This is a genomic window from Novosphingobium sp. CECT 9465 (assembly GCF_920987055.1).
Classification (GTDB): Bacteria; Pseudomonadota; Alphaproteobacteria; order Sphingomonadales; family Sphingomonadaceae; genus Novosphingobium.
The window spans coordinates 2,318,809-2,339,640 of the sequence record NZ_CAKLBX010000001.1; the positions used below are offsets into that span (position 1 = coordinate 2,318,809).

At 56.9% G+C, this 20,832-nt stretch carries 19 protein-coding genes; 8 read left to right on the plus strand and 11 right to left on the minus strand.

Annotation, left to right across the window (positions count from 1 at the left end; translation table 11 throughout):
• Positions 1-50: 50 nt before the first annotated feature.
• Together LUA85_RS11060 and LUA85_RS11065 are read left to right on the plus strand one after the other, a co-directional pair.
• Positions 51-683 carry a class I SAM-dependent methyltransferase gene (locus tag LUA85_RS11060; protein ID WP_231469672.1) on the plus strand — a complete coding sequence of 211 codons (633 nt, stop codon included), beginning with the start codon at positions 51-53 and terminating at the stop codon, positions 681-683.
• A gap of 144 nt (positions 684-827) precedes the next feature.
• On the plus strand, positions 828-1,958 hold the full coding sequence (locus tag LUA85_RS11065) for a polysaccharide biosynthesis/export family protein (RefSeq protein ID WP_231471847.1): 1,131 nt from the start codon (positions 828-830) through the stop codon (positions 1,956-1,958).
• A gap of 86 nt (positions 1,959-2,044) precedes the next feature.
• Here the strand turns inward: LUA85_RS11065 and LUA85_RS11070 are convergent, their stop codons facing one another.
• A complete protein-coding gene (locus tag LUA85_RS11070) occupies positions 2,045-2,455 on the minus strand; it encodes a nuclear transport factor 2 family protein (protein ID WP_231469674.1) in 411 nt (136 codons plus the stop codon).
• 208 nt (positions 2,456-2,663) lie between these two features.
• Between LUA85_RS11070 and LUA85_RS11075 the strand changes: the two genes are divergently transcribed.
• Complete coding sequence (locus LUA85_RS11075) at positions 2,664-3,410, plus strand: glucose 1-dehydrogenase (protein ID WP_231469676.1); 747 nt, start codon at positions 2,664-2,666, stop codon at positions 3,408-3,410.
• 134 nt (positions 3,411-3,544) lie between these two features.
• On the opposite strand, the gene LUA85_RS11080 is transcribed toward LUA85_RS11075, so the two are convergent.
• The 4 genes from LUA85_RS11080 to LUA85_RS11095 form a co-directional block, all read right to left on the minus strand.
• The gene (locus LUA85_RS11080) at positions 3,545-4,231 is read right to left on the minus strand and encodes a response regulator (RefSeq protein WP_231469677.1); all 687 of its coding nucleotides are present in this window, start codon (positions 4,229-4,231) and stop codon (positions 3,545-3,547) included.
• The gene (locus tag LUA85_RS11085) at positions 4,228-5,658 is read right to left on the minus strand and encodes a DUF4118 domain-containing protein (RefSeq protein WP_231469679.1); all 1,431 of its coding nucleotides are present in this window, start codon (positions 5,656-5,658) and stop codon (positions 4,228-4,230) included. The genes LUA85_RS11080 and LUA85_RS11085 overlap by 4 nt, the downstream gene beginning before the upstream one ends.
• Positions 5,659-5,704: 46 nt before the next feature.
• Positions 5,705-7,609 (minus strand): potassium transporter Kup, encoded by a 1,905-nt coding sequence (locus tag LUA85_RS11090; protein ID WP_231469681.1) that lies wholly within the window; start codon positions 7,607-7,609, stop codon positions 5,705-5,707.
• 684 nt (positions 7,610-8,293) lie between these two features.
• Positions 8,294-9,657 (minus strand): IS3 family transposase gene (locus LUA85_RS11095; protein WP_371823651.1). Its coding sequence is split into 2 segments (ribosomal slippage): positions 8,294-9,309 and positions 9,309-9,657, totalling 1,365 coding nucleotides; the frame shifts between segments, so codons are not numbered across the junction.
• 138 nt (positions 9,658-9,795) lie between these two features.
• Here LUA85_RS11095 and LUA85_RS11100 point away from each other — a divergent pair.
• Positions 9,796-10,562, plus strand: a protein-coding gene (locus LUA85_RS11100; RefSeq protein WP_231466484.1) for an IS5 family transposase whose coding sequence is annotated in 2 segments (ribosomal slippage) — positions 9,796-10,108 and positions 10,108-10,562 — 768 coding nt in all. Because the reading frame shifts where the segments join, the coding sequence is not laid out codon by codon here.
• On the opposite strand, the gene LUA85_RS11105 is transcribed toward LUA85_RS11100, so the two are convergent.
• From LUA85_RS11105 to LUA85_RS11115, 3 genes are all read right to left on the minus strand, one after another.
• Positions 10,521-12,272: a site-specific DNA-methyltransferase gene (locus LUA85_RS11105; RefSeq protein WP_231469683.1), complete on the minus strand. Its 1,752-nt coding sequence runs from the start codon at positions 12,270-12,272 to the stop codon at positions 10,521-10,523. The genes LUA85_RS11100 and LUA85_RS11105 overlap by 42 nt on opposite strands.
• A 180-nt stretch (positions 12,273-12,452) precedes the next feature.
• Positions 12,453-13,034, minus strand: coding sequence for a recombinase family protein (locus LUA85_RS11110; RefSeq protein ID WP_231469685.1), 582 nt, complete (start codon positions 13,032-13,034; stop codon positions 12,453-12,455).
• Between the two features lie 130 nt (positions 13,035-13,164).
• Positions 13,165-13,704, minus strand: a complete 540-nt coding sequence (locus LUA85_RS11115; RefSeq protein ID WP_231469688.1) for a hypothetical protein — start codon at positions 13,702-13,704, stop codon at positions 13,165-13,167.
• Between the two features lie 339 nt (positions 13,705-14,043).
• Between LUA85_RS11115 and LUA85_RS11120 the strand changes: the two genes are divergently transcribed.
• The 4 genes from LUA85_RS11120 to LUA85_RS11135 all read left to right on the plus strand — a co-directional run bounded on the left by LUA85_RS11120 (position 14,044) and on the right by LUA85_RS11135 (position 17,316).
• Entirely contained in the window at positions 14,044-14,328 is a 285-nt protein-coding gene (locus tag LUA85_RS11120; RefSeq protein ID WP_231469690.1) for a helix-turn-helix domain-containing protein, read from the plus strand.
• On the plus strand, positions 14,328-14,564 hold the full coding sequence (locus LUA85_RS11125) for a hypothetical protein (RefSeq protein ID WP_231469692.1): 237 nt from the start codon (positions 14,328-14,330) through the stop codon (positions 14,562-14,564). Before LUA85_RS11120 ends, LUA85_RS11125 begins: the two co-directional genes overlap by 1 nt.
• On the plus strand, positions 14,561-15,427 hold the full coding sequence (locus tag LUA85_RS11130; protein WP_231469694.1) for a hypothetical protein: 867 nt from the start codon (positions 14,561-14,563) through the stop codon (positions 15,425-15,427). The genes LUA85_RS11125 and LUA85_RS11130 overlap by 4 nt, the downstream gene beginning before the upstream one ends.
• Before the next feature lie 248 nt (positions 15,428-15,675).
• A complete protein-coding gene (locus LUA85_RS11135; RefSeq protein ID WP_231469696.1) occupies positions 15,676-17,316 on the plus strand; it encodes a DUF927 domain-containing protein in 1,641 nt (546 codons plus the stop codon).
• Between the two features lie 68 nt (positions 17,317-17,384).
• On the opposite strand, the gene LUA85_RS11140 is transcribed toward LUA85_RS11135, so the two are convergent.
• The 3 genes from LUA85_RS11140 to LUA85_RS11150 are packed head-to-tail and all read right to left on the minus strand — an operon-like array spanning position 17,385 to position 20,612.
• Positions 17,385-18,338, minus strand: a complete 954-nt coding sequence (locus LUA85_RS11140; protein ID WP_231469698.1) for a hypothetical protein — start codon at positions 18,336-18,338, stop codon at positions 17,385-17,387.
• 5 nt (positions 18,339-18,343) lie between these two features.
• Positions 18,344-19,459 (minus strand): DUF3696 domain-containing protein, encoded by a 1,116-nt coding sequence (locus LUA85_RS11145; RefSeq protein ID WP_231469700.1) that lies wholly within the window; start codon positions 19,457-19,459, stop codon positions 18,344-18,346.
• Positions 19,452-20,612, minus strand: coding sequence for a DUF262 domain-containing protein (locus tag LUA85_RS11150; protein WP_231471848.1), 1,161 nt, complete (start codon positions 20,610-20,612; stop codon positions 19,452-19,454). The genes LUA85_RS11145 and LUA85_RS11150 overlap by 8 nt, the downstream gene beginning before the upstream one ends.
• Positions 20,613-20,832 lie beyond the last annotated feature (220 nt).

The following is a 20,832-nucleotide window of genomic DNA, read 5'->3' on the forward strand; positions in this document are numbered from 1 at the left end:
GGGACGATTAGGCCGAGCATCGGCAGGTTCCGCAATGGAGGTTTCGTCCCATGCAGCCCACAATTGCCGAAGCGCGGTCAATTCTCAAGAACGACTGGGCTGTCTCTCATTACTATGAACTGGCTGAAGATCAGACCTCTATTTTCTGGAGCCATGACTATCCGTTTCTGACAATGTTCGAGCAACTCGATCTCGCCAATTGCCTGGAATTGGCATGCGGCCATGGGCGGCATACCGCCCAAGTGATTGCGCCGAAACGGAGATTTACCCTGATTGATATCAATCAGTCCAACATTGATTTTTGCGCAGACCGTTTTGCCGGACTTCCAAATGTATCGGTCATGAAGAATGACGGTTCGACGCTTCCCGTGCAAAGCGACAGCTTCACATCGCTGTTCTGTTATGATGCCATGGTTCATTTCGAGCTTCAGGACATTATTGTGTATATGGACGAGATTTTCCGGGTGCTTATGGCGGGCGGCAAAGCACTGTTGCACTTCTCGAATTACCAGGGTGCCCCCGGCGGCCTTTATCACGACAATCCACACTGGCGAAATTTCAATTCGGTAAATATCTTCCATCATCTCGCAGTACGAAGCGGATTTCGCATAGTTGACACGCGCCGTGTACATTGGGGTGGGGTATTCGAACTTGATGCCGTGATGCTTCTCGAAAAGCCCTGAGAGGCCATTCGAAAATTCTGACGTTATCGGATCAGAAATCGGAAGAGAAAGCGAACGCGCTGGCTCACGGCTATTGTCCGCGCGTGAAAGATGGTGCTACCGGGGCGTGCTCTTCCCGAAGGAAAGTATTGAGTTCATTCCGTGATGCAGGTTAAAAAATTAGCGCCCCTGTTCCTGCTTGCAGGTGTTGCCGGTTGCGCTTCGTTGCCGACAAGCGGGCCGACCGGAAAGCAGATCGGAAAGTCGCTGCAGATCGATCAGGCCAACCTTCCGATCCAGGTCGTTGAAGTGGCGAGCATTGCTGATATTCCGCCCGGCATCACCCCATCGCTGACCGCTCCCCTGCCAGCTCTTGCACCGCCACCGACCGATATGGTCGGCCCTGGCGACGTGCTCGAAGTAAGCATCTACGAAGCAGGCGTCACGTTGTTCTCTGGTGGTGGTGCCGGCGCTGCGGCGGGGCAAGTCAACCAGGTTGGCGTTCAGGTTCAAAAGTTGCCGCCGAGCCGCGTCGACGATAATGGTGATATCTCAATACCTTACGCAGGCAAGCTGCGGGTAATTGGTAGGACGGTGGGCGAAGTCGAAGCCCAGATTCAGCGTGCTTTGCGCGGCTTGTCACAAGACCCCAAGGTCCTCGTAACGCTGACGCAATCGATCACCAACTCGGTGATCGTAAGCGGCGAGGTCAACAAACCGGGTCGCCTGGTCTTGCAGACGAACCGCGAAACCTTGTCCGATGTGGTTGCCCTGGCAGGCGGTTACCGCGGCAACGCAAGGGATCTGACATTGCGGGTGGTCCGCCAGAACCGCAACGTGGACATACGCTTCAACGATCTGGTCGACAATCCGATGCTGGATGTTCCCGCTTATCCGGGCGACCGCTTCATGCTGATCAACAGCCCGCAGTCGTTCTCGGTTCTCGGCGCGCCCGGCCGGGTGGAACAGATCGGTTTCGCGCGCTCGACGGTATCGCTGGCCGAGGCAATGGCATCTGCGGGCGGCGTCAGTCCGGGAGCCGGCGATCCGGCGGCGATCTTCCTGTTCCGCTATGCAAGGAACGATCAGGGCGCCGAAGTGCCCGTTGTGTATCACGTCAACATGATGCGCGCGGGATCATACCTGCTGACACAGCGCTTCCTCATGCGCGACAGGGATGTGCTCTACTTTGGCAATGCGTCCGCAAACCAGCCGGGCAAGCTGCTGAATCTGATCAGTCAGCTGTTCACCCCGCTTGTTACCGTCACGGCCGCAGTCCAGACCTTGCAGAACTAGGGCTGTTTGGTGCGGGGATTTGCCGGCGTTGGGCAACGGGCGGATCGCGTGGATGACCCGCGCGATCACGTGCCTGCAACCAGCCCCTAAGCACCGAAGAAGATATCTTTGGCGTGCTGCGTGTCCATGTATTCGCGAACTTCGAATATCTTGTTGCCCTGTACGGTCACCAGAAAGTGATACTGCGGCAGGTAAGTCCGGCCATCGGCCAGTTCGGCAAATCCCGTCGCCTCGACCGCCACTTTGTCGCCCTCGGCAATCATGGAAACAGGCGTGATCGTCAAGCCGCCCGATTTGTACATTGCCTTGGCGCTTTCCACCAATGGCCCGAAGCTCGCCTTGTCATAGCGGCCGGACATGCCTTCCAACCTGCCTGAAACCCACCAACTGCCATCATCCGCTATCGCATCCAGTAGTGTCGGCACGTCGCCGCTGGAGAAAAGTTCAAAAAACCGCGCCACTATTGTCTTGTTCTCATCGGACACCGATCGAGTCATCGTCCTGCCTCCCTCGCCTGCGCAGGCCCGGCCACAATCTTGCCCGAACCGCTGCCGCACATTTATACTCGTCTGTGCTAGCCTGATGACGCCCCCTTTGTAAACGTTAGTGTTGACTGCGGCACAATCTTTCAACAATAACGTTGATCGCAGGCAATGATCGATGGCCGGGAATGCTCCACGGCCCGCAAAAGCCGGAGATGCTGAAATGGGTAAACTTGATGGCCGCACCGCGATTGTAACCGGCGCATCACGTGGCATGGGAACGTCGCATGCCCGGCGCTTCATTGCCGAAGGCGCGAAAGTGGTCCTGACCGATCTGCGATCTGACACCGGCGACGCATTGGCGCGCGAGCTTGGTCCCAACGCAAAGTTCATCGAACATGACGTGACCAGCGCCGCAGACTGGGCGCGGGTCGTCACGGCTGCAGAAGATTTCTTCGGCCCGATCAACGTTCTGGTAAACAACGCGGGCATTCTGGGGGTGATGGCAAAAACTGCGGACGTGACCGAAGCCGATTATCACAAAGTTTGCGAAGTGAACCAGCATTCGGTCTATCTTGGCATGCATGCCGTCATTCCTTCGATGCTCAAGGGCGGGCGCGGCTCGATCGTCAACATTTCCTCGATTGCGGGGCTGGTCGCCAACTACGGCTTTCCCAGCCTTGCCTATGTTGCCAGCAAATTCGCCGTGCGCGGCATGACGAAGGCTGCCGCTGTGGAATATGGTCCCAGCAACATCCGCGTGAACTCGGTCCATCCCGGTTTTATCATGACCCCGATGATGATCGAGGCGACTGACGAAGGCGGCGGCGATGCGCTGCTGCAAATCCCGTTGCGGCGCATTGCCGAACCTGAGGAAGTATCAAACCTCGTGCTGTTTCTGGCGTGTGATGAATCGAGCTACATAACCGGCGCAGAACATGTGATCGACGCCGGGATGACAGCGCAATAGCTTGCCGGGAGAGCGCCTTTTGCAAACCCGGCGCTCCACACTCGAACGCCAAGCCTGAGGATGACGAAACCCTGGAGCCGGAAACGATTCTTCGGGTAATCCATAGGCGCGCGCAACCGGGATTGGCCAGTGCCTCAGCCAGCCAGGCGATATCCGATACCTGGCTCATTCCTGATATGCACGGGCCGTCCCGGTATATCCTCCAGCTTCAGCCGCAAATTGCGTGCCGCAACACGCAGGTATTCCAGATCGCTTTCATGGCCCTTACCCCAGATGGTCCGCAAGAGCTGCGCGTGGGTGACCACCCGCCCCCGGTGCTGGGCAAGCAGGGCGAGCAAGGCAAACTCCTTTGGAGTCAGGTGGATTTCAGCGCCACCCTTGCGGACGACATGCGCCGCCACGTCAATCTCGATTTCACCAACGGCGATCGGGCCGGACTCCCGGTCGACCGGCGTCTGCCGCCTCAACGCCGCGCGCAACCGCGCAAGCAGTTCGTCGCTATCAAAAGGCTTCATCACAAAATCATCAGCGCCAAGGTCAAGCGCAGCAATCTTGTCTGCGGTAGCATCGCGTGCCGAGACGACCAGTATGGCCATGCCACCTTTCCGCGCGAGGATGTCGACTAGTTCCAGCCCATCGCGATCCGGCAAGCCAAGATCGACAAAGGCTGCAGCAGGTTGGCGCGTTTGCGCAATATGCAGCGCTGCCTTCGCGTTTTCGGCCTCAATGACAGCATAGCCCGAACGAGTGAGCGCGGCGCAGAGGAGGCGGCGAATATGCAGTTCGTCATCAACAACAAGAATCGTTGCCGGAGGCATCATGCGGTTTGACTTGCCTGGCTGATCCAAAGCGCCTGCGGAAACCTCAATGACATCACTGCTCCTTGCGTTCCGTCGGTTCGGTTTGATGCAACAAATTTTATGCCAAGCGCCGCCGCAAACCCTGACACCACTGCAAGACCAAGGCCGCTGCCGGGCACCCGCTCGGCCACATCGCGCTTCGGGAGACCGGCCGCGCTTTCGGACAGACCGCGCCCCTCGTCCGTGATGACGAGCATTGTACTGCCTTCTGTCACTTTTCCTTCGATCAGAATGCGTGTGCCCGGTTTGCTGAACTTGACGGCATTGTCGAGAAGATTAAGCAGCATGTGATGCAGCATCCGCGCGTCGGAACGCACAAGCGGCAGGTCCGTTGCCAGTCCCACATCGAGCCGATGCGACGCCAGCCTGCTTGCAAGCGCGGACATCACGGCATCGACCGCATCGGTCAGATCGATGGCCTCCCGCGCATCGGGCAAAGCATCCGAACGCAGACGGGCAAGATCAAGAATGTTGCTGACGAGTTGTTCCAGTCGCGCCGCTTCGGCGCGACTGGCTTCGACAATCCCTTGCTTATCCAATGGCAAAGCGGCCAACCCGGCGATCACGCCTGTCAACGGCGTCCTGAGATCATGACCAATAGATGCCAAAACGGCCTCGCGCATCGCTTCATGCTGAAGCCGCGCGTCAACATTGACACGGTGCAGCGCAACACCTGTTCGAATCAGCATCTGCCTCACCAGTTCCAGGCTGTCATTCGGGACCGGCACAGTGCCCGTCCCGCGCCAAAGCTGCGCCACCATCGGAACGGTGCTTTCCTGGATTGGTATGTACAGCGCGTCCGCCCCAGCCATCACATCCGTTCCGCGCCCCGCTTCGACTTTGTGCGCAAGCGCCCAACGGGCCGCTGCTGCATCCAGTGGTGACAAGGCTTCGTCGTTATCAGGATCGACAAAGCATAACTCTGCCCCGGTCCATGCCCCTATCCGATCTTCGGCGATTGAGCGCACCGCCGGTTCAGTGCCACAAGCCGCCAGATCCTGCGTGAAGGTAGCAAGACGCAAGCTCATTTGCGCCAATGCCCCTGCCTGCATCGCCTGCACTTTCAATCGGGCAGAAAGCTGGCTGACCAGTGCCGCCGTCAGCGCGAGCGCCAGAAGCGTGACCAGGTTGTCTACATCGGCAACGTGCAGCGTGTATGCGGGCGGAACGAAGAAGAAATTGAAGCCAAGCGTGGCAAACAGTGCCGTTGCCAGCCCACCTGCCAGACCACGCTTTCCCGCGACAAATATGACCGGAGCGAGAAAAACGAAGGCGAGGTTCGCCAACGATAGCCAAGGTTGGGCAAGCGTAGCGGCACCGACCGCCAATCCCGCGCTCAGGATGCTCTCGAAAATCAGACGCAGGGCGGAGGTCTTGGAATCGGACATTGACGCTATTTTCGCACTCTGTTCGCCGCGCGTCGAGCAAGGACGGTCAAATCTCTACCCTTGTGCCCAGTTCCACCACGCGGCCCGGCGGAATCTGGAAAAACTCCGTCGGATCAGATGCATTGCGTTGCAGTATGATGAAAATGATGTCCTGCCAGAACGGCAAACCCACCTCATGGCTGGGCGAGAGCATATGACGCCCGATAAAGAAGGATGCTCCTGCCTTATCCTGACGGATGACGCCATTGCCGAACAGCGCCGCGGGCACATCGGGTGTTTCCATATAACCGAAGCGCAATGTCGCCCATTCGAAATTGTCGTCAATCCGCACAACCGATAGTCGGTCCTCCTCCGCGATGCGTGGGCTTGTCGCATTTTTGACCGTGACGATGACGTTCTGCGCATGAAGCACCTTGTTGTGCTTGATGTTGTGAAGCAGCGCTACCGGCGCGACGTCCGGGTCTGCCGTCAGGAATACGGCCGTGCCGGGAATGCGCGTTGGCAGACGAGCCGATAGTGCCTGGGCAAGATCAGCCATCCGCACATGATCGCGCTGTGCCTCTGCGGCCAAATAGGCCCGCCCCTTCAGCCAGATATGAACGACAAGGCCGATCATCGCCGCAATGGCCAGCGGCACCCAGCCCCCTTCGATCACTCGCAGAAAGTTTGCACCGAAGAAAAAGACATCAAGCAGCAGGAAAGGCGCGATGAACAGCGCCGCCAGCAGGGGCTTCCATCCCCACAGCTTCCACAGCACGATGAAGGCCAGGCACGTCGTCACCACCATCGTTCCGGTCACAGCGATGCCATATGCCGCCGCCATCGACGATGAGGTGCGAAACTGGACGATGAGCATGGCCACCCCGGCCAGCAACATCCAGTTTATGACCGGAATATAGATTTGCCCCGCATGATCTTCGCTTGTCTGCTTGATCATCATGCGCGGAAACAGGCCAAGCGCGATTCCTTGCTGAGTCAGGGAATAAGCCCCGGTGATAACCGCCTGACTGGCGATGATCGTGGCCATTGTCGCCAGAATGACCATCCCAAGCCGCAGATCCTCCGGCGTCATCAAAAAGAACCAGTCCGCGTTTTGAAAGGTCGTGCCCGCTGCCTGTGCGGCATTCAGCTGCACAAGCGCATAGGCGGCCTGTCCAAGGTAATTGAGTGCCAGCGAGGGCATCACGATCGAAAACCAGCCGATGCGGATCGGCAGACGCCCGAAATGGCCCATGTCTGCGGTCAACGCTTCCGCACCGGTTACCGTCAGAAACACCGCACCCAGCACGAAGAGTCCTGCCACACCGTGCTCGATCAGGAATGAGACCGCATACCAGGGATTGAGCGCCAGAAGCACTTCGGGTGCTGCGAGGAAATTGAGAAGACCGACCCCGCCGATCGCCAGGAACCAGACGATGCATACCGGCCCGAACAACTTTGAGACACTCGCCGTTCCACGAGACTGGATCGCGAAAAGGGCAACCAGGATCACCATCGACACGGCGATGATCCGTCCCTCTGTCATCATTGCGCCAAGACCCGGAACCGTTTTGATGCCTTCCACCGCAGACAGTACGGAAAGGGCAGGCGTGATGATGGCATCGCCGTAAAACAATGCTGCGCCAGTCGCTCCCAGCACGGTCACGCTCTTCCAGCCACTTGTCGCACGCCGCGCCAGCGCCATCAACGAAAGCACGCCGCCTTCGCCATTATTGTCCATCCGCGTCAGGAACAGGACATATTTGATCGTCACCACCAAGATCAGCGCCCACAATGCCAGGCTCAGAACACCCAGAATTTCAGAGCGGACAATGCCGCCCCCCGCCGACTGGGCCAGCGCCTCCCTGAAAGCGTAAAGCGGGCTGGTGCCGATATCGCCGTAAACAACGCCGATTGCGCCAAGGGTGAGGATTGCGGTCTGGCGCGGACTGGCGGCGGAATGGGCTGACAAGGCAATGCTCCGAAACAAGATGTGTTTGGAACATCACCACAAGGGCACGTTATGCTTCCATGCGGATTGGGGGCGGCAGGAATAAAGATTTCATAAGGAAGGCGATAATTCGAAAGATGGTTTTCGATCCAGAACAGCGAGCTCGCTTTTTACGTCCCGAAACGGCCTGAGCCGCGCCCCATCGCGGCCACAAATCCTGCTTTGCCTGTCTCCAGCATCATCCGATTGTTCCGCATCGGTGCTGACATGAGGGAAAGGTTTGGGCAAATCTCTGACCGGGAAAAGCACTTGGCGGAGCGGGTGGAATGCAAAGTAGATTGAAATATAAGTAAAATATCAAATATTTAGCGTGTTGCCATAGTTTCATTCATAATATGTTTTTGTTTGGTCTGGCATGAACGTCTGCGAACACTAACGAACGGGAAGGTTATACCCTTAGGGCTTCATGTACCGCCTGAGCGGCAGTCTCGGCAAACCGGGGCTTAAGCTTTCCGCCCTTAGACAAGGCCCAAATGGTAAAGCCCTTAGGTCCAACCTTCTGAATCTGGTCGTTCCACTTTCCAGCGGAGACAAGCCGGACGAGCAACTTTCGTTTGCCGTCTCCATCCTCTGTCCGTCGTCAGAACATTCGGCACAACTCGCGGCGTAAATTAGCGGAGTGCGGACCTCGTCTGGGGGTTGATGTTAGGCGGCGAGCTTGCGGTGTTGCAAGCGCCGATGTTCGATGGTCTGTCGCTTGATCCTTTCGCGCTGTTTGATGATGGCTGGAGCCCTGCCGAAGTAGGCATCGGCGGGCGTCACGTTGTTCAGGCTCTCGTGGTAACGCTGGTGGTTGTAGTACTCGACGAAGGCCTCGATTTGGGCTTCGAGGTCGCCGGGCAAAAAGTAGTTTTCCAGCAGGATGCGGTTTTTCAGGGTTTGGTGCCAGCGCTCGATCTTGCCCTGGGTTTGCGGGTGCATCGGGGCACCGCGCACGTGGCTCATCTTCCGGGCCTCAATGTATTCAGCCAATTCGCCGGCGATGTAGCTGGGGCCATTATCCGACAACAGCCTGGGCTTGTGCAGCACCGTGGCGCTGTCGCAGCCCGATGCGCCAAGGGCCAGGTCGAGCGTGTCGGTCACATCCTCGGCGCGCATGTTGGTGCACAGTTTCCAGGCGATAATGTAGCGCGAGAAGTCGTCGAGCACGGTCGACAGGTACATCCAGCCCCACCCGATGATCTTGAAGTAGGTAAAATCAGTCTGCCACATCTCGTTTACCCGCGTGGTCTTGGTGTGGAACTGATCGGCGGCCTTGATCACGACATAGGCCGGGCTGGTGATCAGATCGTGGGCCTTCAACAGACGGTAAACCGTGGCTTCCGACACGAAGTAGCGCCTCTCATCGGTAAAACGCACCGCCAGTTCCCGGGGGCTTAGCTCGGACTGCCCCAGCGCCAGCTCGATGATCTGATCATGGATGTCAGGCGGGATCCGGTTCCACACCCGGCTCGGTGTCGATGGCCGATCCTCCAGCGCCTCCGGGCCGCCTTCGAGGAACCGGTCGTACCAGCGGTAGAAGGTCCGACGGGCAATGCCGAGCTCGTCCAACGTGTGCTTGGCTGGTAGGTGCGATTGCTCGACGATCCGGATGATCTCGAGCTTCTCCGATGCTGGATACCTCATTCGTCGTCGCCCCCATCCGCGATCATACTTTTTTTGAGCAGACGGTTTTCGAGCGTCAGGTCGGCAACGCATTCCTTCAGGGCACGGGCTTCGCGGCGCAGGTCCTGCACCTCGCCGGTGGTTGCGGCACGGGCAGTGTCGCCAGCCAGGCGACGCTTGCCCGCTTCCATGAACTCCTTCGACCAGGTGTAATACAGGCTTTGGGCGATGCCTTCCTTGCGGCACAGCTCGGCAATGCTGTCCTCGCCGCGCAGGCCATCCAGCACGATCCTGATCTTGTCTTCGGCCGAGAAGTGCCGACGGGTCTGCCGCCGGATGTCCTTCACCACCCGCTCGGCAGGGGCCTTCATCGGCGATTTTTTTAAGGAGTGTTGGGGCTTCATCTTCGTTCCTTCGTCACTACGACGAAGCCCCAACACTCCTTAAATCACAACCTCAAATCTGTGCCATTGGTGCTGACGGGGAACAGGTTCATCGTAACACGCCTTTCCTTGTTGAGCGAAAGCTGATTCAGGGACTGGATGAGCCGATATGACCTGACCGATTTCGAGTGGCGTGTGATCGAACCAATGTTGCCCAACAAGCCTAGAGGCGTGCCACGTGTCGATGACCGGCGTGTGCTGAATGGCATCTTCTGGGTGCTGCGGTCAGGGGCGCCGTGGCGAGACTTGCCGGAACGCTATGGCCCGCGCACAACCTGCTACAATCGCTTCGTGCGATGGCGAAAAGCCGGTGTGTGGGATCGAATGATGGACGCCATCACCGCCGCCCATGATGGCGATATCCAGATGATCGACAGCACTTCCATCCGGGCGCACCAACAGGCTGCGACGGCAAAAAGGGGGATCGAGATCATTGTCTCGGTCGCTCCCGAGGCGGGCTCACCACCAAAATCCACGCGGTCGTCGATGGGCAAGGCCTCCCGATCCGGCTCAGCCTGACTGCCGGGCAAAGCCACGACGGGCAAGCGGCTGACGATCTACTCAATCACGTTGGCGCCGGAACAATCGTGCTGGCAGACAAGGCGTATGACGCCGATCGTATCCGAGCGTCTCTCCGCGAAAAGGGATCGTTTGCCAACATTCCGCCCAAGGCAAACCGGAAGTCGAAACCGTACTTCAGCACATGGCTGTACCGCGAGCGGAACCTGATCGAACGCTATTTCTCCAAATTGAAGCACTTCCGCAGAGTAGCTACCCGCTACGACAAGTTGGCCGAAAACTTTCTGGCCATGGTCCAACTCGCCTCAATGCGCCTGTGGCTGCGCGTTTATGAGTCTACGGCCTAGAAAATATCCCTCCCCACGACTGTTGCGCGCAAAGAGATGGGCGGCGGAGTCAGCTGGCATACGGCTTAAGTGAGCCCCAGCTCGTTCTGTTTGATCCCAATGGCTAGTGATCAGTAGATCCAGCATCTCCTCTCGTTGAAGCGAGAGTACAGCCGTCGCATCCACCTTAGACGTTAGCTTTGAAAAGCGGAAGCCGCCAGCAAGTGGCTCAGCAAGAACTACGGTTGCTCCCTGCTTGTTAACACGTTCCCCGCCTATCGCACGACGAAGTCTTTCGCAGGTCAACGTCCGAGCGTAGCTGTCACCTCGCTCTGGGCGACCTTGCTCAATAAGCACAAACCGCCGATTGGCCCCAGCCTCGTTATTAAGTTCCAGCACGGCATGACCGGTGGTTCCAGAGCCGGCGAATGGATCAAGAACGATCCCACCAGGAGGACACCAAATCTGCATAATCTTCTTTATGAGCTTCATCGGCTTGACGGTCTCAAAGCCATGCGCGCGTCCGACGATGGCGCTTAACTCGTTAACTCCGCTTTGGCTGTGACCGGACTGTTCATGCTCCCATGACATTGCCCCTAAGATGTCAGGAGAATCAAATTCCTCGTCCCCCCAATAGGTCATCGGGACGACGCCCTTTTTTACGTCCTTAAGATACACTTTTTCACGAAACGCACCCAAGCCACCATCGCGCCAATAGCCCACGGGCCAATTTCCGGCATCTAGTATCGCCTGCGCAGCGGACTTTGCCTTTTCAAGGGAGCCCTTAATGACCAAGCTCGGTGCACGTCCATCCTTAAGGTCTTTGCTGACGTAAGTGCACCCCCATGCCTCTAGCATCTTCTTGAGGCGCTTCCGCTCAATAGCCCAGCAGCGACCTTCAGAAGGCCACATGATTTCGCCAGTGAATGGCGATTGCACACCGTATACCTGCCCCCAGTGGGTGTCAGCACCACGACCTGTAAGGTCTCCAGGCGCCCACGGCTCATCGTCACCGTCGATGTAGCCGTAGCGGGCGTTCATCGCCTCGCTGCGTGGGAGCAAGGCAGTCTTTGCCCGATCGATGGATTTTGCGTAGACCAAGACATACTCTGTCGATGTGGAAACGTGCGTCCGCTTCCCAACATTGTTCTTTGGAGAGTAGGTCTTCTGCCAGTTGATGATCGCTATACGATTACCTTCACCGAACATGTCATCCAGCACCATCCCGAGCCTAAACAACTCCCGATGATCAATGCATATTGCAAGCACCCCGTTCGGCTTGAGCATCTCACGCATCATCCATAGCCGGGGCACCATAAATCGGAGCCATTTGCTATGACGCGAACCGTCATCAGCAGGAACAAGCTTTCCCAAATCTGTGTCATTCGGATCGACGTCCCACCTATCGTTATACCTGAAGTCATTGCCGGTATTATAGGGTGGATCAGTCAGAACAAGGTCAACCTGCCCTCTGTACTTATAGAGAGAAACCATAGATTGCAGATTATCACCTTCAATAAGCAAGTTGTTGGCCTGATCTACTTCAGACCCGAAGCTTAGCTTTGGCTCAATCTTCTGACAGCGAGGACGCACACGCCGGACGATCTGCCAAGGTGGTGTCTGGCCGCCGTAGTGCAGGCGCAGAGCCCCTCTCTCATCAGCATCACGCTCCATAAGAATACGAAGGAGGTCTTCGCGGGACAAATCGTCATACAAGGGTTCAGGAGTCATGCTTCATGCCTACCAGCGCTCGCAACTTCGGACAAGAACATAAAGAGAACAAACCTCGTACAAATGGAAAAAATCCTTGATTCGAGCCCAGAAAAAGAGTCCGCTGGGTATGTCGTTCAAGGTTACAAACGGCAAGGAGTCTGATGGATCGTCGCCGGGGGTTGCCATTTTTCACATTGGTCACATTGCAATCGCCATGGTGGCTCGCTGAATCGCTGAGCGGCTGACGCCAAACTCCTTGGATAACACACCCAACGATGTCCCCTCTTGTCGACGCTTTCGTACCGTCTCCATTTGCTCAGGCGTTAAGCTTGCTGGTCTGCCTAACTTCTTGCCTTGGGCCTTGGCTCGCGACAAACCTGCTTGCGTTCGCTCGATGAGTAAGTCGCGTTCAAATTCGGCTACGGCTGCAATCACTGCCATCGTCATCTTTCCGGCTGGGCTGGTGAGGTCCACACCGCCGAGCGCTAGGCAATGTACCCGCACTGACAATTCCGCGAGTTGCTCGACCGTGGCGCGGACATCCATCGCATTGCGCCCTAGTCGATCGAGCTTAGTGACGACCAGCACATCGCCTGACTCGAGACGGTCCACCAACCTGCGGAAGCCCTCACGCTCCATCGCTGCCGTCGAACCAGAAACTGTTTCGGCGATCACCCGCCTAGGTTCGAGATGAAAGCCAGCCGACTGAATTTCGAGAATCTGATTTTCGTGGGTTTGGTCAGTCGTGCTGACGCGGCAATAAGCAAATACTCGTGACATGACACACCTGTATCGAAAACGTGTGTCGAAATTTAGCATGTATTTAAATTATGACAAGGCTATTTTTCGATACAGTGGGTGTGGATGTATCGAAATCGCTCGTTTTCAATGCAACTTTACGAATGATAATCTATTCTTTAGTAAACCACGGCTCATGCATTTTATTATCTTTTGCTTTTGCTGACACAGCAATTTTGCCACCCGATTGATAAATGAACCCGACAAGCAACTCAGGTTTAATGCGATGGCGAAATCCATATAGCATTTGCGCAGCCATTTGAGAGCGTTTTCGATTATCAGCAAGGTATCCGACACGTCCTTGTAACAAAAATAAAACAACTAGAAATAAATTTGTCTTTAAGCCTATTTCATAATATGGATAGTAATATTTGGCAAACGCCCTCATCATTCTATTGAATTTGCCCTTATCGGACTTAGATCTCATTTTTTTCGCTATGAAGCTGTAAATCTTCAACATCAATTGGTTTTCTGGACGATCGTAAGGAGTGGCGCCAGCTCCCGCTCTTTCGAGCGAATCATCTGCGTACTTCTCATCAAACTCGGATATGAATTTCAGCCACGCATCACATTCCTCTTCGCAGCCCCTGACTTTAGGCCACTTTTCGCTGTTTTTAGTCCATTGAGATAAATCGTCTCCGCTGATCGGCATGGTTAGAACCTCGCAAAATTTTCACGGCTTTGGATATCGCTCGCTGCCGATTCGACTCGACACAAACTCGCGACCGTCCGGAGTCAATAACACAATATATGGCATCGTGATTTCAGTAGAGGTCTTGTCAAACGACCCGCGACCATCGCAGATGCGTCAAACGGGCGATCTGCGCCGATGACGGTCCTTCAAAGGCAGTGCCCCACGATTTCGAGATAGACTGGGCTCGTTCGCGGAGTTGCGCCGTCGAACATAAACCCGGCCTACCTTCCGCAGATGCGATCTGCGGAAGGTCGAACCAAGAAATCGCGCATATGCGCACATAATTCGGAGTTCGCCATGATTCTGGAGATGCCTAAGTCTCGCCCGCGCTTTGAGCAGGCAATATGCCCACAGAAAGGTTCAAATGACCCCCTGCTTCTGACAGTCGAAGATACCATGGCCAAGCTCAGTCTTGGCCGCACCACGGTTTTTGCACTGCTGGCGGCGGGCGATAAGCCAAACCCGGGCCAACATCTTAAGCGCGTGCGGATCGGTCGTGCGACGCGGGTGACAAGAGCAAGTGTTTTGGCACTTGCAGGCTTGCAAATGCGCCCCGCTGCCATCGAACCGGGGGATATGTGATGTGCCTGGGCCCATGTGGAGATTGGCACGATTACCAGAGCCAGATCGACGCTCGGCCGGAACTGCGCGGGAACCCGCCGGCGGTCACCATCGCCGAACTTTGCCGCCTGTACGACCTTGAGTGGGACACAGTCCTTGGAGCCATCGAGCGCGAAGAAGTCGATGTCGTCATGAAAGAAGGTTACACCCATGTCACGCTGGAGAGCGCGCAAGTGCGCTTCGGTCCCGCGTCATGACCCGCGGCTACGACCCGCAGAAGAAGGGCATGGGGCCGGGGCAGCGCAAGCGGAACTCGCGCCATGAGCCGTGGAAACTCGAGTCTGATGAGGTCGCCAAGAAGTGGGAACTGGTATCTATCCGGCGCCTGCTCATGGCCATCCAGTCCAACGGCGACCCCGGCTTTAAGAGTCAGGCGCGGAACGTGCTTGGCAGGCTTGAGGCGGCATTGGAAGGCGACCCCGAAGCCGTAACGCTGGCATCTAGAATGGTCATGCGGAAAGTCCGGAAGCCCTGGGTCCAGCATGCCGGGAAGTTGGTTCGGGCAAGCAAGGGCCACACGATTTCGTTTGGCGCCCTGCTACCCCGACACCTTGAACTGACAGAGGAAGAGTTTGAAGCTTTCGATGCCGAAGCGGAGAAGAAGGCGTTCAAGAGCTTTCTGAACCGTCGAGGGATTGCCAAGCATAAGGGGTGGCTGATCGCTGTCCTGCATGGCGAATACGACAGCTTCCGCAAGCTGTGGCGCGTCCACTGGCACATCCTCGCGTGTCACGAAATGATCAAGGTGATCGACGGGCTCCGGACCGAGCCCGACTTCAAGAAGAGCAAACGTGAACGGCCGAGGGTACGACGTAGCCGTGAGCCTTTGGTGAACATCCCCAGAATAGTCAGCTACCTGCTTCAGGCGTGGTGGCCAAACCGCCCTTCGGGCAAGTTCGGCGATGCGCCTAAGGAAGGTAGAACTGACCACCGGATGGGGATCGTGGGGCTTCCTCATGCACGGTGGTTGATCTGGATGGACGGGCGGAAGCTCTCCGATCTTGTGATGCTGGTGGGGCTGCGACGGACGACCTCTGGTTTCAAGATGACCCAGCTGTGAGCGTATTCGAACTTCCGTTCGAATTGCTCAGGATGTGGGCTCTGGGGTATCTGTAGATGCGCTGGGAGGTCGGTTTGAGGGAGTGTGGTGAACAACACAGCCTTCCTCTTCAGCCACCTCCGCCCGATTAAATTTGATGGCAGCGGCAGCCGACCTCACCGGTGAAAATGGTGAAAATCGGCACACCTCACCCAACCCATAAATCGATCGAAAATCACCGGTTTCACCGGTCAACAAGGACATGTGCCATGTCAACGAATTCCAAGTCGAATGCGAAATCGCAGAGAATAACTATGCCGTCGGGCCGGAAGGCTACAGTTCGCGGCGTCACCTCGATCGACGGCACCAATTACGTCTATGTCAAATACGGGAAGGCCGAGGCCTATGTGCAGCACGGCATGTTCGTCGGAGAAAAGGCAGAGGCGCGGGCACACCTCAAGAAGCAGGGTGTCCTCGTGATCAACGATCGCGACTGGGCGACCTTCATCGACGCTGTCGACCGGATCAAAGCGTTTGGTTGCAAGGCCCTGGTCGAGCAGACTGGGTGGACCGACCCCTATTTCGCGCTACGCGACGGGACAGTCTTCGGGCCGCCAGACGTGCCGAAAGGCATCGCAATCTTCCCGAAGGTGGCGGCGTCGAACTGTGTGAAAGGCGATCTAGATGAATGGCGCGACCTGATCGCAGTACCCATTGCGGGTCAGCACTTGCTGATGGTTGCCGTCCTTGCGGCTCTCGCTTCGCCGATGGTGGCGATTGCCAGTGAGAAGCAGAACTTTGGGTTGGAGCTCAGTGGTCCCCCCGAAATGGGCAAGACGACGTGGCTGAACCTGTTCGCGTCGACCGCGTTCAGGCCCGTCGGCATCCCGACGTTCCACTCAACGCGGACAGGCCAAGAAGACATGTTTGGCGAATTCCGTGACATGCCGTTCCCGGTCGACGAAACCAATCTCGCCGACCCCAGCGACAAGCAGTTCGTCAAAGACTTCGCCTTCCGTATGGCGAACGGCGTGCCAAAGGTGACCCGGAACCAACCGGACCGCGCGCAATATCGCTTTGTCTTTGGCACCACCGCCAATGAACCGATCCGCGAGGCGCTGGGCAAGCTGAACGGGGACACTTCAGGTGCAGCGCTACAGCGCCTCCTGCCGTTGCGCATCGATGGCAGTCGAGCCGAGGGAGTCTTTTCCTTCGTGCCGGAGCGCTTTGCCAACCCCGGCGAGTTTGCCACCCACCTCACCGACGCCATAGAGTCGCAATATGGCACGCCGATGCGCCGATTCTTGCAAGAACTCGTGATTGCGCGGGCGGGCAACCCAGACAAACTAGTTGCCAGGATCCGGCGGAAGATGAGCGATTTCGAGGATCGCGTCGGCGTTTCAGGCACTGCGCGCGGCAAGACCCGAGCGACGTCGGCATTTGGCCTGCTCTACGCAGCTGGATGTTTCGCCAAGGCGAAAGGGATTCTGCCGGAGTCCTGGGATTGCCTAGCTGCTTGCCTTGCCGCTTACCGCAATTATCAGGCCTGCTTGCCTGATCGGACGCCGCTTGCCACCCGGCTCCTAACCATTGCGCAGCGTACCGAAACACTGGATATTCGAGATGGAGCGATACCGGTGCTGTCCAATGCGCAGCGTGATCACCACGGCGCGTTCATCAAGATGGGAAAAGGTGGGCGCGTTGAGCTTTTGCTGACCGACGGCGTCCAGCGCCAGTTTTTTCCCGATTGGAAGCCGCTCAAGCAAACCGTCGACTTCAAGGCCTTGAACCTGTCGGCCAAGGATCACGACGGCCAGCAGCGGCAGGTTCGCCAAGGCAAGACGAAGGAGCGCTTCATCTGTTTCATTTTACCGCCGGACATCGTGGCACAGCTATCGGCCAAGGCTTAGTCGGCGCGGCAAGGCGCTGTTTGCGAAGCGAGTTTCGTCGTTTCTGCGAGCTGTTTGATTCGCGAAAGTCAGCCGATTCCCAGCTTCCGTCCAACATGCCCGACGAGGCCATGTTTATTAGGCTCTGTTATGAGCAGAAAGTGGATGCGACCCTCCGTGGGAGCCAGATCGCAATGGTCACAGAACGTTCGCTCGACGTCGTTGGCGTCGTTAAACTTTACATATCTCTTGCGGCTCGTGCTTTCGGGGCGAACGTTGAATGGGTACACGGGATGGGGCACGGTGCCCGACCCCCAGTCCGCAATCGCCTGGTTCATTCCCGAAAGTTTGATCCAGAGTTGCTCCAGCATCGGGTCCCCCGGCAAAATTTCCTCAATCTGCTGCCGGGTTCGCGGAATGAAAGTAAGTGACGGAAAGAGCTCGGCCCGGTGAGCCCAGATGTCAGCACCGTTGGCGAAGGGCGGACGAAGATCCGCTCGAATGCTCATATCATGAAAGTCCAAATCCGACGGTACAGACGCGTTCCGAGCTTCCACCTCGTATTCTACAGTGTCGCCATTTTCCGCCAGCTCGAGCAGATCGAGCGAGATCATCCTTGATTGCCAAGCCTCGTGCGAAGGTAAGCTTAGACCCAATCCTTTCAAGCGGTGTACGAGACCTAACGCGTTCGCCATTGCGCCTCCCCAAGTCGCCGTTCCCGCGGAAATTCTGTATTCAAACGCGTTCGGATCGACCTCTGGAGCGTCCTCCAATACCTGATGGAATGGTGCGCGGTTGTTAAGCGCCTTGAGATACTGGCTTTCCTCGGCGAACTCGCCCGTGTTCCGCAGCGCGGCGATGCTAAAGTCGCCTCCGAGCGAGAATCCATTTAGAGGTTCTTCGCAGTTCAGGATGGCTTGATCGTCGATCGCTTTCGCGGCCCGGGCGGTGCGCACCAGTCCGACTAGGAACTCGATGGCCTGCTCGCGATGGACGGCGCCTGTGGGCGTGGAAAGCCCATTAAGGAAGAGTTGGAGCGGCATCGGGCTTAGTCGAGCAACTTGTCCAAGCTCTTCTCCCACTGATCGAAAAAGCCTTTAGGCCAATACGAGAGCCGGCCTTCTTCCGTCAGCGTGGGCGTCTGGTAATCACTTGGTTGTCCAGGCTCTCGTGTGAAAAAATGTAACTTGGCCTGGTTGGGCGCGAGGAGACCGTCTTTAACAGCGAGCCGGATCCCGTTAAGCACGTGATCACTATGGCTTTCGATGATAACCTGGACGCCATTGGCGGCCGCAAGAGCCAATAATCTGCCCATAGAAACCTGGCCGCGCGGATGCAGTTGTGCCTCTGGATTTTCAACGACGAGCATCGTCCCCGGCTCCGCCGCCAAGCAAGCGGTTATAACCGGAAGGGCGTGCGTTAGGCCGAAGCCAACATTGGTCGGCCGGAGCGGATCCCCATGGGCCGCACCCTCGCCCTTGTAGGTAAAAACCAGCCGGACCAGATCGGTCATCGGAACCGGCTGGGCGCCCACGCGCACGCCCGGGCTGAATTCCTGCATCCACGCATTAACTTGCGCAATAAGGCTAAAGGCCTTTTCCTCGTGCGGAGATCGTACGATCTCGGCGGTTGTGATCTGCTCCCCGAATTCAAGCAGGAAGTGTGCGGTATATTCGCCCCGCGCTCCCAAAAAGCGCTTCTGGCGGACCGCGTCCTGCGACTTCGGGAACGTGACAGAGGGAGTAATGCGATCCGCCCGTAGGAATTGGAAGCCGCGATCAAATAGGTCGAGAAGCGGAAGTTCCATTCGCTCTGGCTTGGACGTGCAGGAAAGGACGTCAGCCTCTAGGTCTGCAGGAGCCAACCAGCGATAAACGTGATCTTCGCCTTGTCGGGATTCGCCGAGCGAGAGCGCAATCTCAGCTTTCGCGAATGCTTGATAAAGAGCATCCCGCCCAGTGCCGATTTCAACTAGCTCGCCGTTCAGAGCCAGATCCCCTTCAAGCAGAAATCTTCCGTCAAACGACTGACGCAACACCCCAATAGCCTGTAGGACTGTGCTCTTTCCGCTACCGTTCAGGCCAGAGAGAAGGGTCAAATTGCCTAGGCGAAGTTCAATATCCTCGAACGCCTTGAAGTTTTCGAGACCGATAAAATCAAGCATTGAGAAGAACCTTTTCGATCATCTCTTGGATCGCGGAAAATCGCCGATTGACTTTGCGGATATCACCGGTGCCTTGGGAGATCGCATTTTCGAACGAACGATCGTGACAGAGCTCGATGAAAGCCATCCGAACGGCCTCTCCCGAACTAACCAGCTTGTTTAGATGGTCTTGGGAAAGTCTGGCGAGATTGACAGACAAGGCTTCGAACACGGCCTTGTTAATTGGCAATCGGCCTGCATCCATGGCGTACCGCTTCCGGAACGCATCCCTCCCGAAGATCGCCGACGCTGCCCGAAGCGCGCTTTCGAAATGAAGCTGCGCCGCGGCGAGACTTTCGTTACTTGTGATGTTTATGGCTTTCATAGCGCTGGTGAGGAATCCATCCATGTCAGGCTGCCGGTACGACACTAGACCGAGAAGATAAAACGCCAGAAAGCGGAGTACGAGTTCACGGTCGTCCATCCGAATCGGTTGCACGCTACCGTCGGTCGCCTCCACGAAAGTTGGCAGGCTTGCCCAAGTTTCCAGTAGCTCTCTTGCTTTGCCCGGCGTGATCGCGTGCCGGAGCTCTTGCGCGGATAGCGCTATGCCCCCGGTGTTAATTCTGGCGAAGATGTTGAATTTAACTTCTGGGGGCGTTCCCTTGCGGATGAGATGGATGATGAGTTCCGCCTCTCGAAGGCGCATCTGAAGGCGCGGACTCAGACCATCAAAGGCTTTCCCTTCATAGTCGTGGAGATACTCGAGCCCAGAGAGTACGAGTGGCCGTTCGTCAATCACCTGCGGTTTGATGAATCGAGCGATTGTCGATAACCGCTGAATGCCGTCCACGATCTCCCAGCGTTCATCATCATCCTCAGCGGCGTAGAGTACAGGCAGCGGTATGCGGAGCAGCAGGGATTCGATAAGCCGACTCTGTCGACGCTGGTCCCATACCCCCCATCGCCGCTGAAAATCGGGCTGCAGATTTATCATCCCGTTGCCAGTGCGTGAAAGCAGCAGGTCCACCGTCATTGGACGTGTTACGACGTCGATGTTGTCCGGATCAAAAGGCTCGGCAATCCTTTCGCCTTCTTGGGGCGGCTCTTCCTGTTCGAGACCGGTGGTGTGACCCAGCGCATCCACTTGCTCGACAATCTTAGCCTCTTCCATGTCCACTCACCGACCTCCGGCTGCACCGTAGCGGGACGAAACGAATAGCGAAAGAAAAAGCGCCTCGACGCCGCTGACCCTTTCGAACGGAAGGCGATTTGGCAACGAGTACCGATTTGAGCCCAGTGCTGTTTGAAAATGGGTGAGCTGCTGGTTCCACCCTCGCGCACGGCCCCGTGGAACGCGCGAACGAACGACGGCTATCAGGATCAATATATCT

What these genes read in the sequence shown, in the direction of transcription:
- LUA85_RS11120 (WP_231469690.1), top strand. Translation starts at nt 14,044, where the DNA reads ATGATTCTGGAGATGCCTAAGTCTCGCCCGCGCTTTGAGCAGGCAATA.
- LUA85_RS11140 (WP_231469698.1), bottom strand. Translation starts at nt 18,338, where the DNA reads ATGCCGCTCCAACTCTTCCTTAATGGGCTTTCCACGCCCACAGGCGCC.
- LUA85_RS11150 (WP_231471848.1), bottom strand. Translation starts at nt 20,612, where the DNA reads ATGGAAGAGGCTAAGATTGTCGAGCAAGTGGATGCGCTGGGTCACACC.
- LUA85_RS11105 (WP_231469683.1), bottom strand. Translation starts at nt 12,272, where the DNA reads ATGACTCCTGAACCCTTGTATGACGATTTGTCCCGCGAAGACCTCCTT.
- LUA85_RS11065 (WP_231471847.1), top strand. Translation starts at nt 828, where the DNA reads ATGCAGGTTAAAAAATTAGCGCCCCTGTTCCTGCTTGCAGGTGTTGCC.
- LUA85_RS11070 (WP_231469674.1), bottom strand. Translation starts at nt 2,455, where the DNA reads ATGACTCGATCGGTGTCCGATGAGAACAAGACAATAGTGGCGCGGTTT.
- LUA85_RS11115 (WP_231469688.1), bottom strand. Translation starts at nt 13,704, where the DNA reads ATGCCGATCAGCGGAGACGATTTATCTCAATGGACTAAAAACAGCGAA.
- LUA85_RS11060 (WP_231469672.1), top strand. Translation starts at nt 51, where the DNA reads ATGCAGCCCACAATTGCCGAAGCGCGGTCAATTCTCAAGAACGACTGG.
- LUA85_RS11130 (WP_231469694.1), top strand. Translation starts at nt 14,561, where the DNA reads ATGACCCGCGGCTACGACCCGCAGAAGAAGGGCATGGGGCCGGGGCAG.
- LUA85_RS11075 (WP_231469676.1), top strand. Translation starts at nt 2,664, where the DNA reads ATGGGTAAACTTGATGGCCGCACCGCGATTGTAACCGGCGCATCACGT.
- LUA85_RS11085 (WP_231469679.1), bottom strand. Translation starts at nt 5,658, where the DNA reads ATGTCCGATTCCAAGACCTCCGCCCTGCGTCTGATTTTCGAGAGCATC.
- LUA85_RS11125 (WP_231469692.1), top strand. Translation starts at nt 14,328, where the DNA reads ATGTGCCTGGGCCCATGTGGAGATTGGCACGATTACCAGAGCCAGATC.
- LUA85_RS11110 (WP_231469685.1), bottom strand. Translation starts at nt 13,034, where the DNA reads ATGTCACGAGTATTTGCTTATTGCCGCGTCAGCACGACTGACCAAACC.
- LUA85_RS11145 (WP_231469700.1), bottom strand. Translation starts at nt 19,459, where the DNA reads ATGCTTGATTTTATCGGTCTCGAAAACTTCAAGGCGTTCGAGGATATT.
- LUA85_RS11080 (WP_231469677.1), bottom strand. Translation starts at nt 4,231, where the DNA reads ATGATGCCTCCGGCAACGATTCTTGTTGTTGATGACGAACTGCATATT.
- LUA85_RS11135 (WP_231469696.1), top strand. Translation starts at nt 15,676, where the DNA reads ATGTCAACGAATTCCAAGTCGAATGCGAAATCGCAGAGAATAACTATG.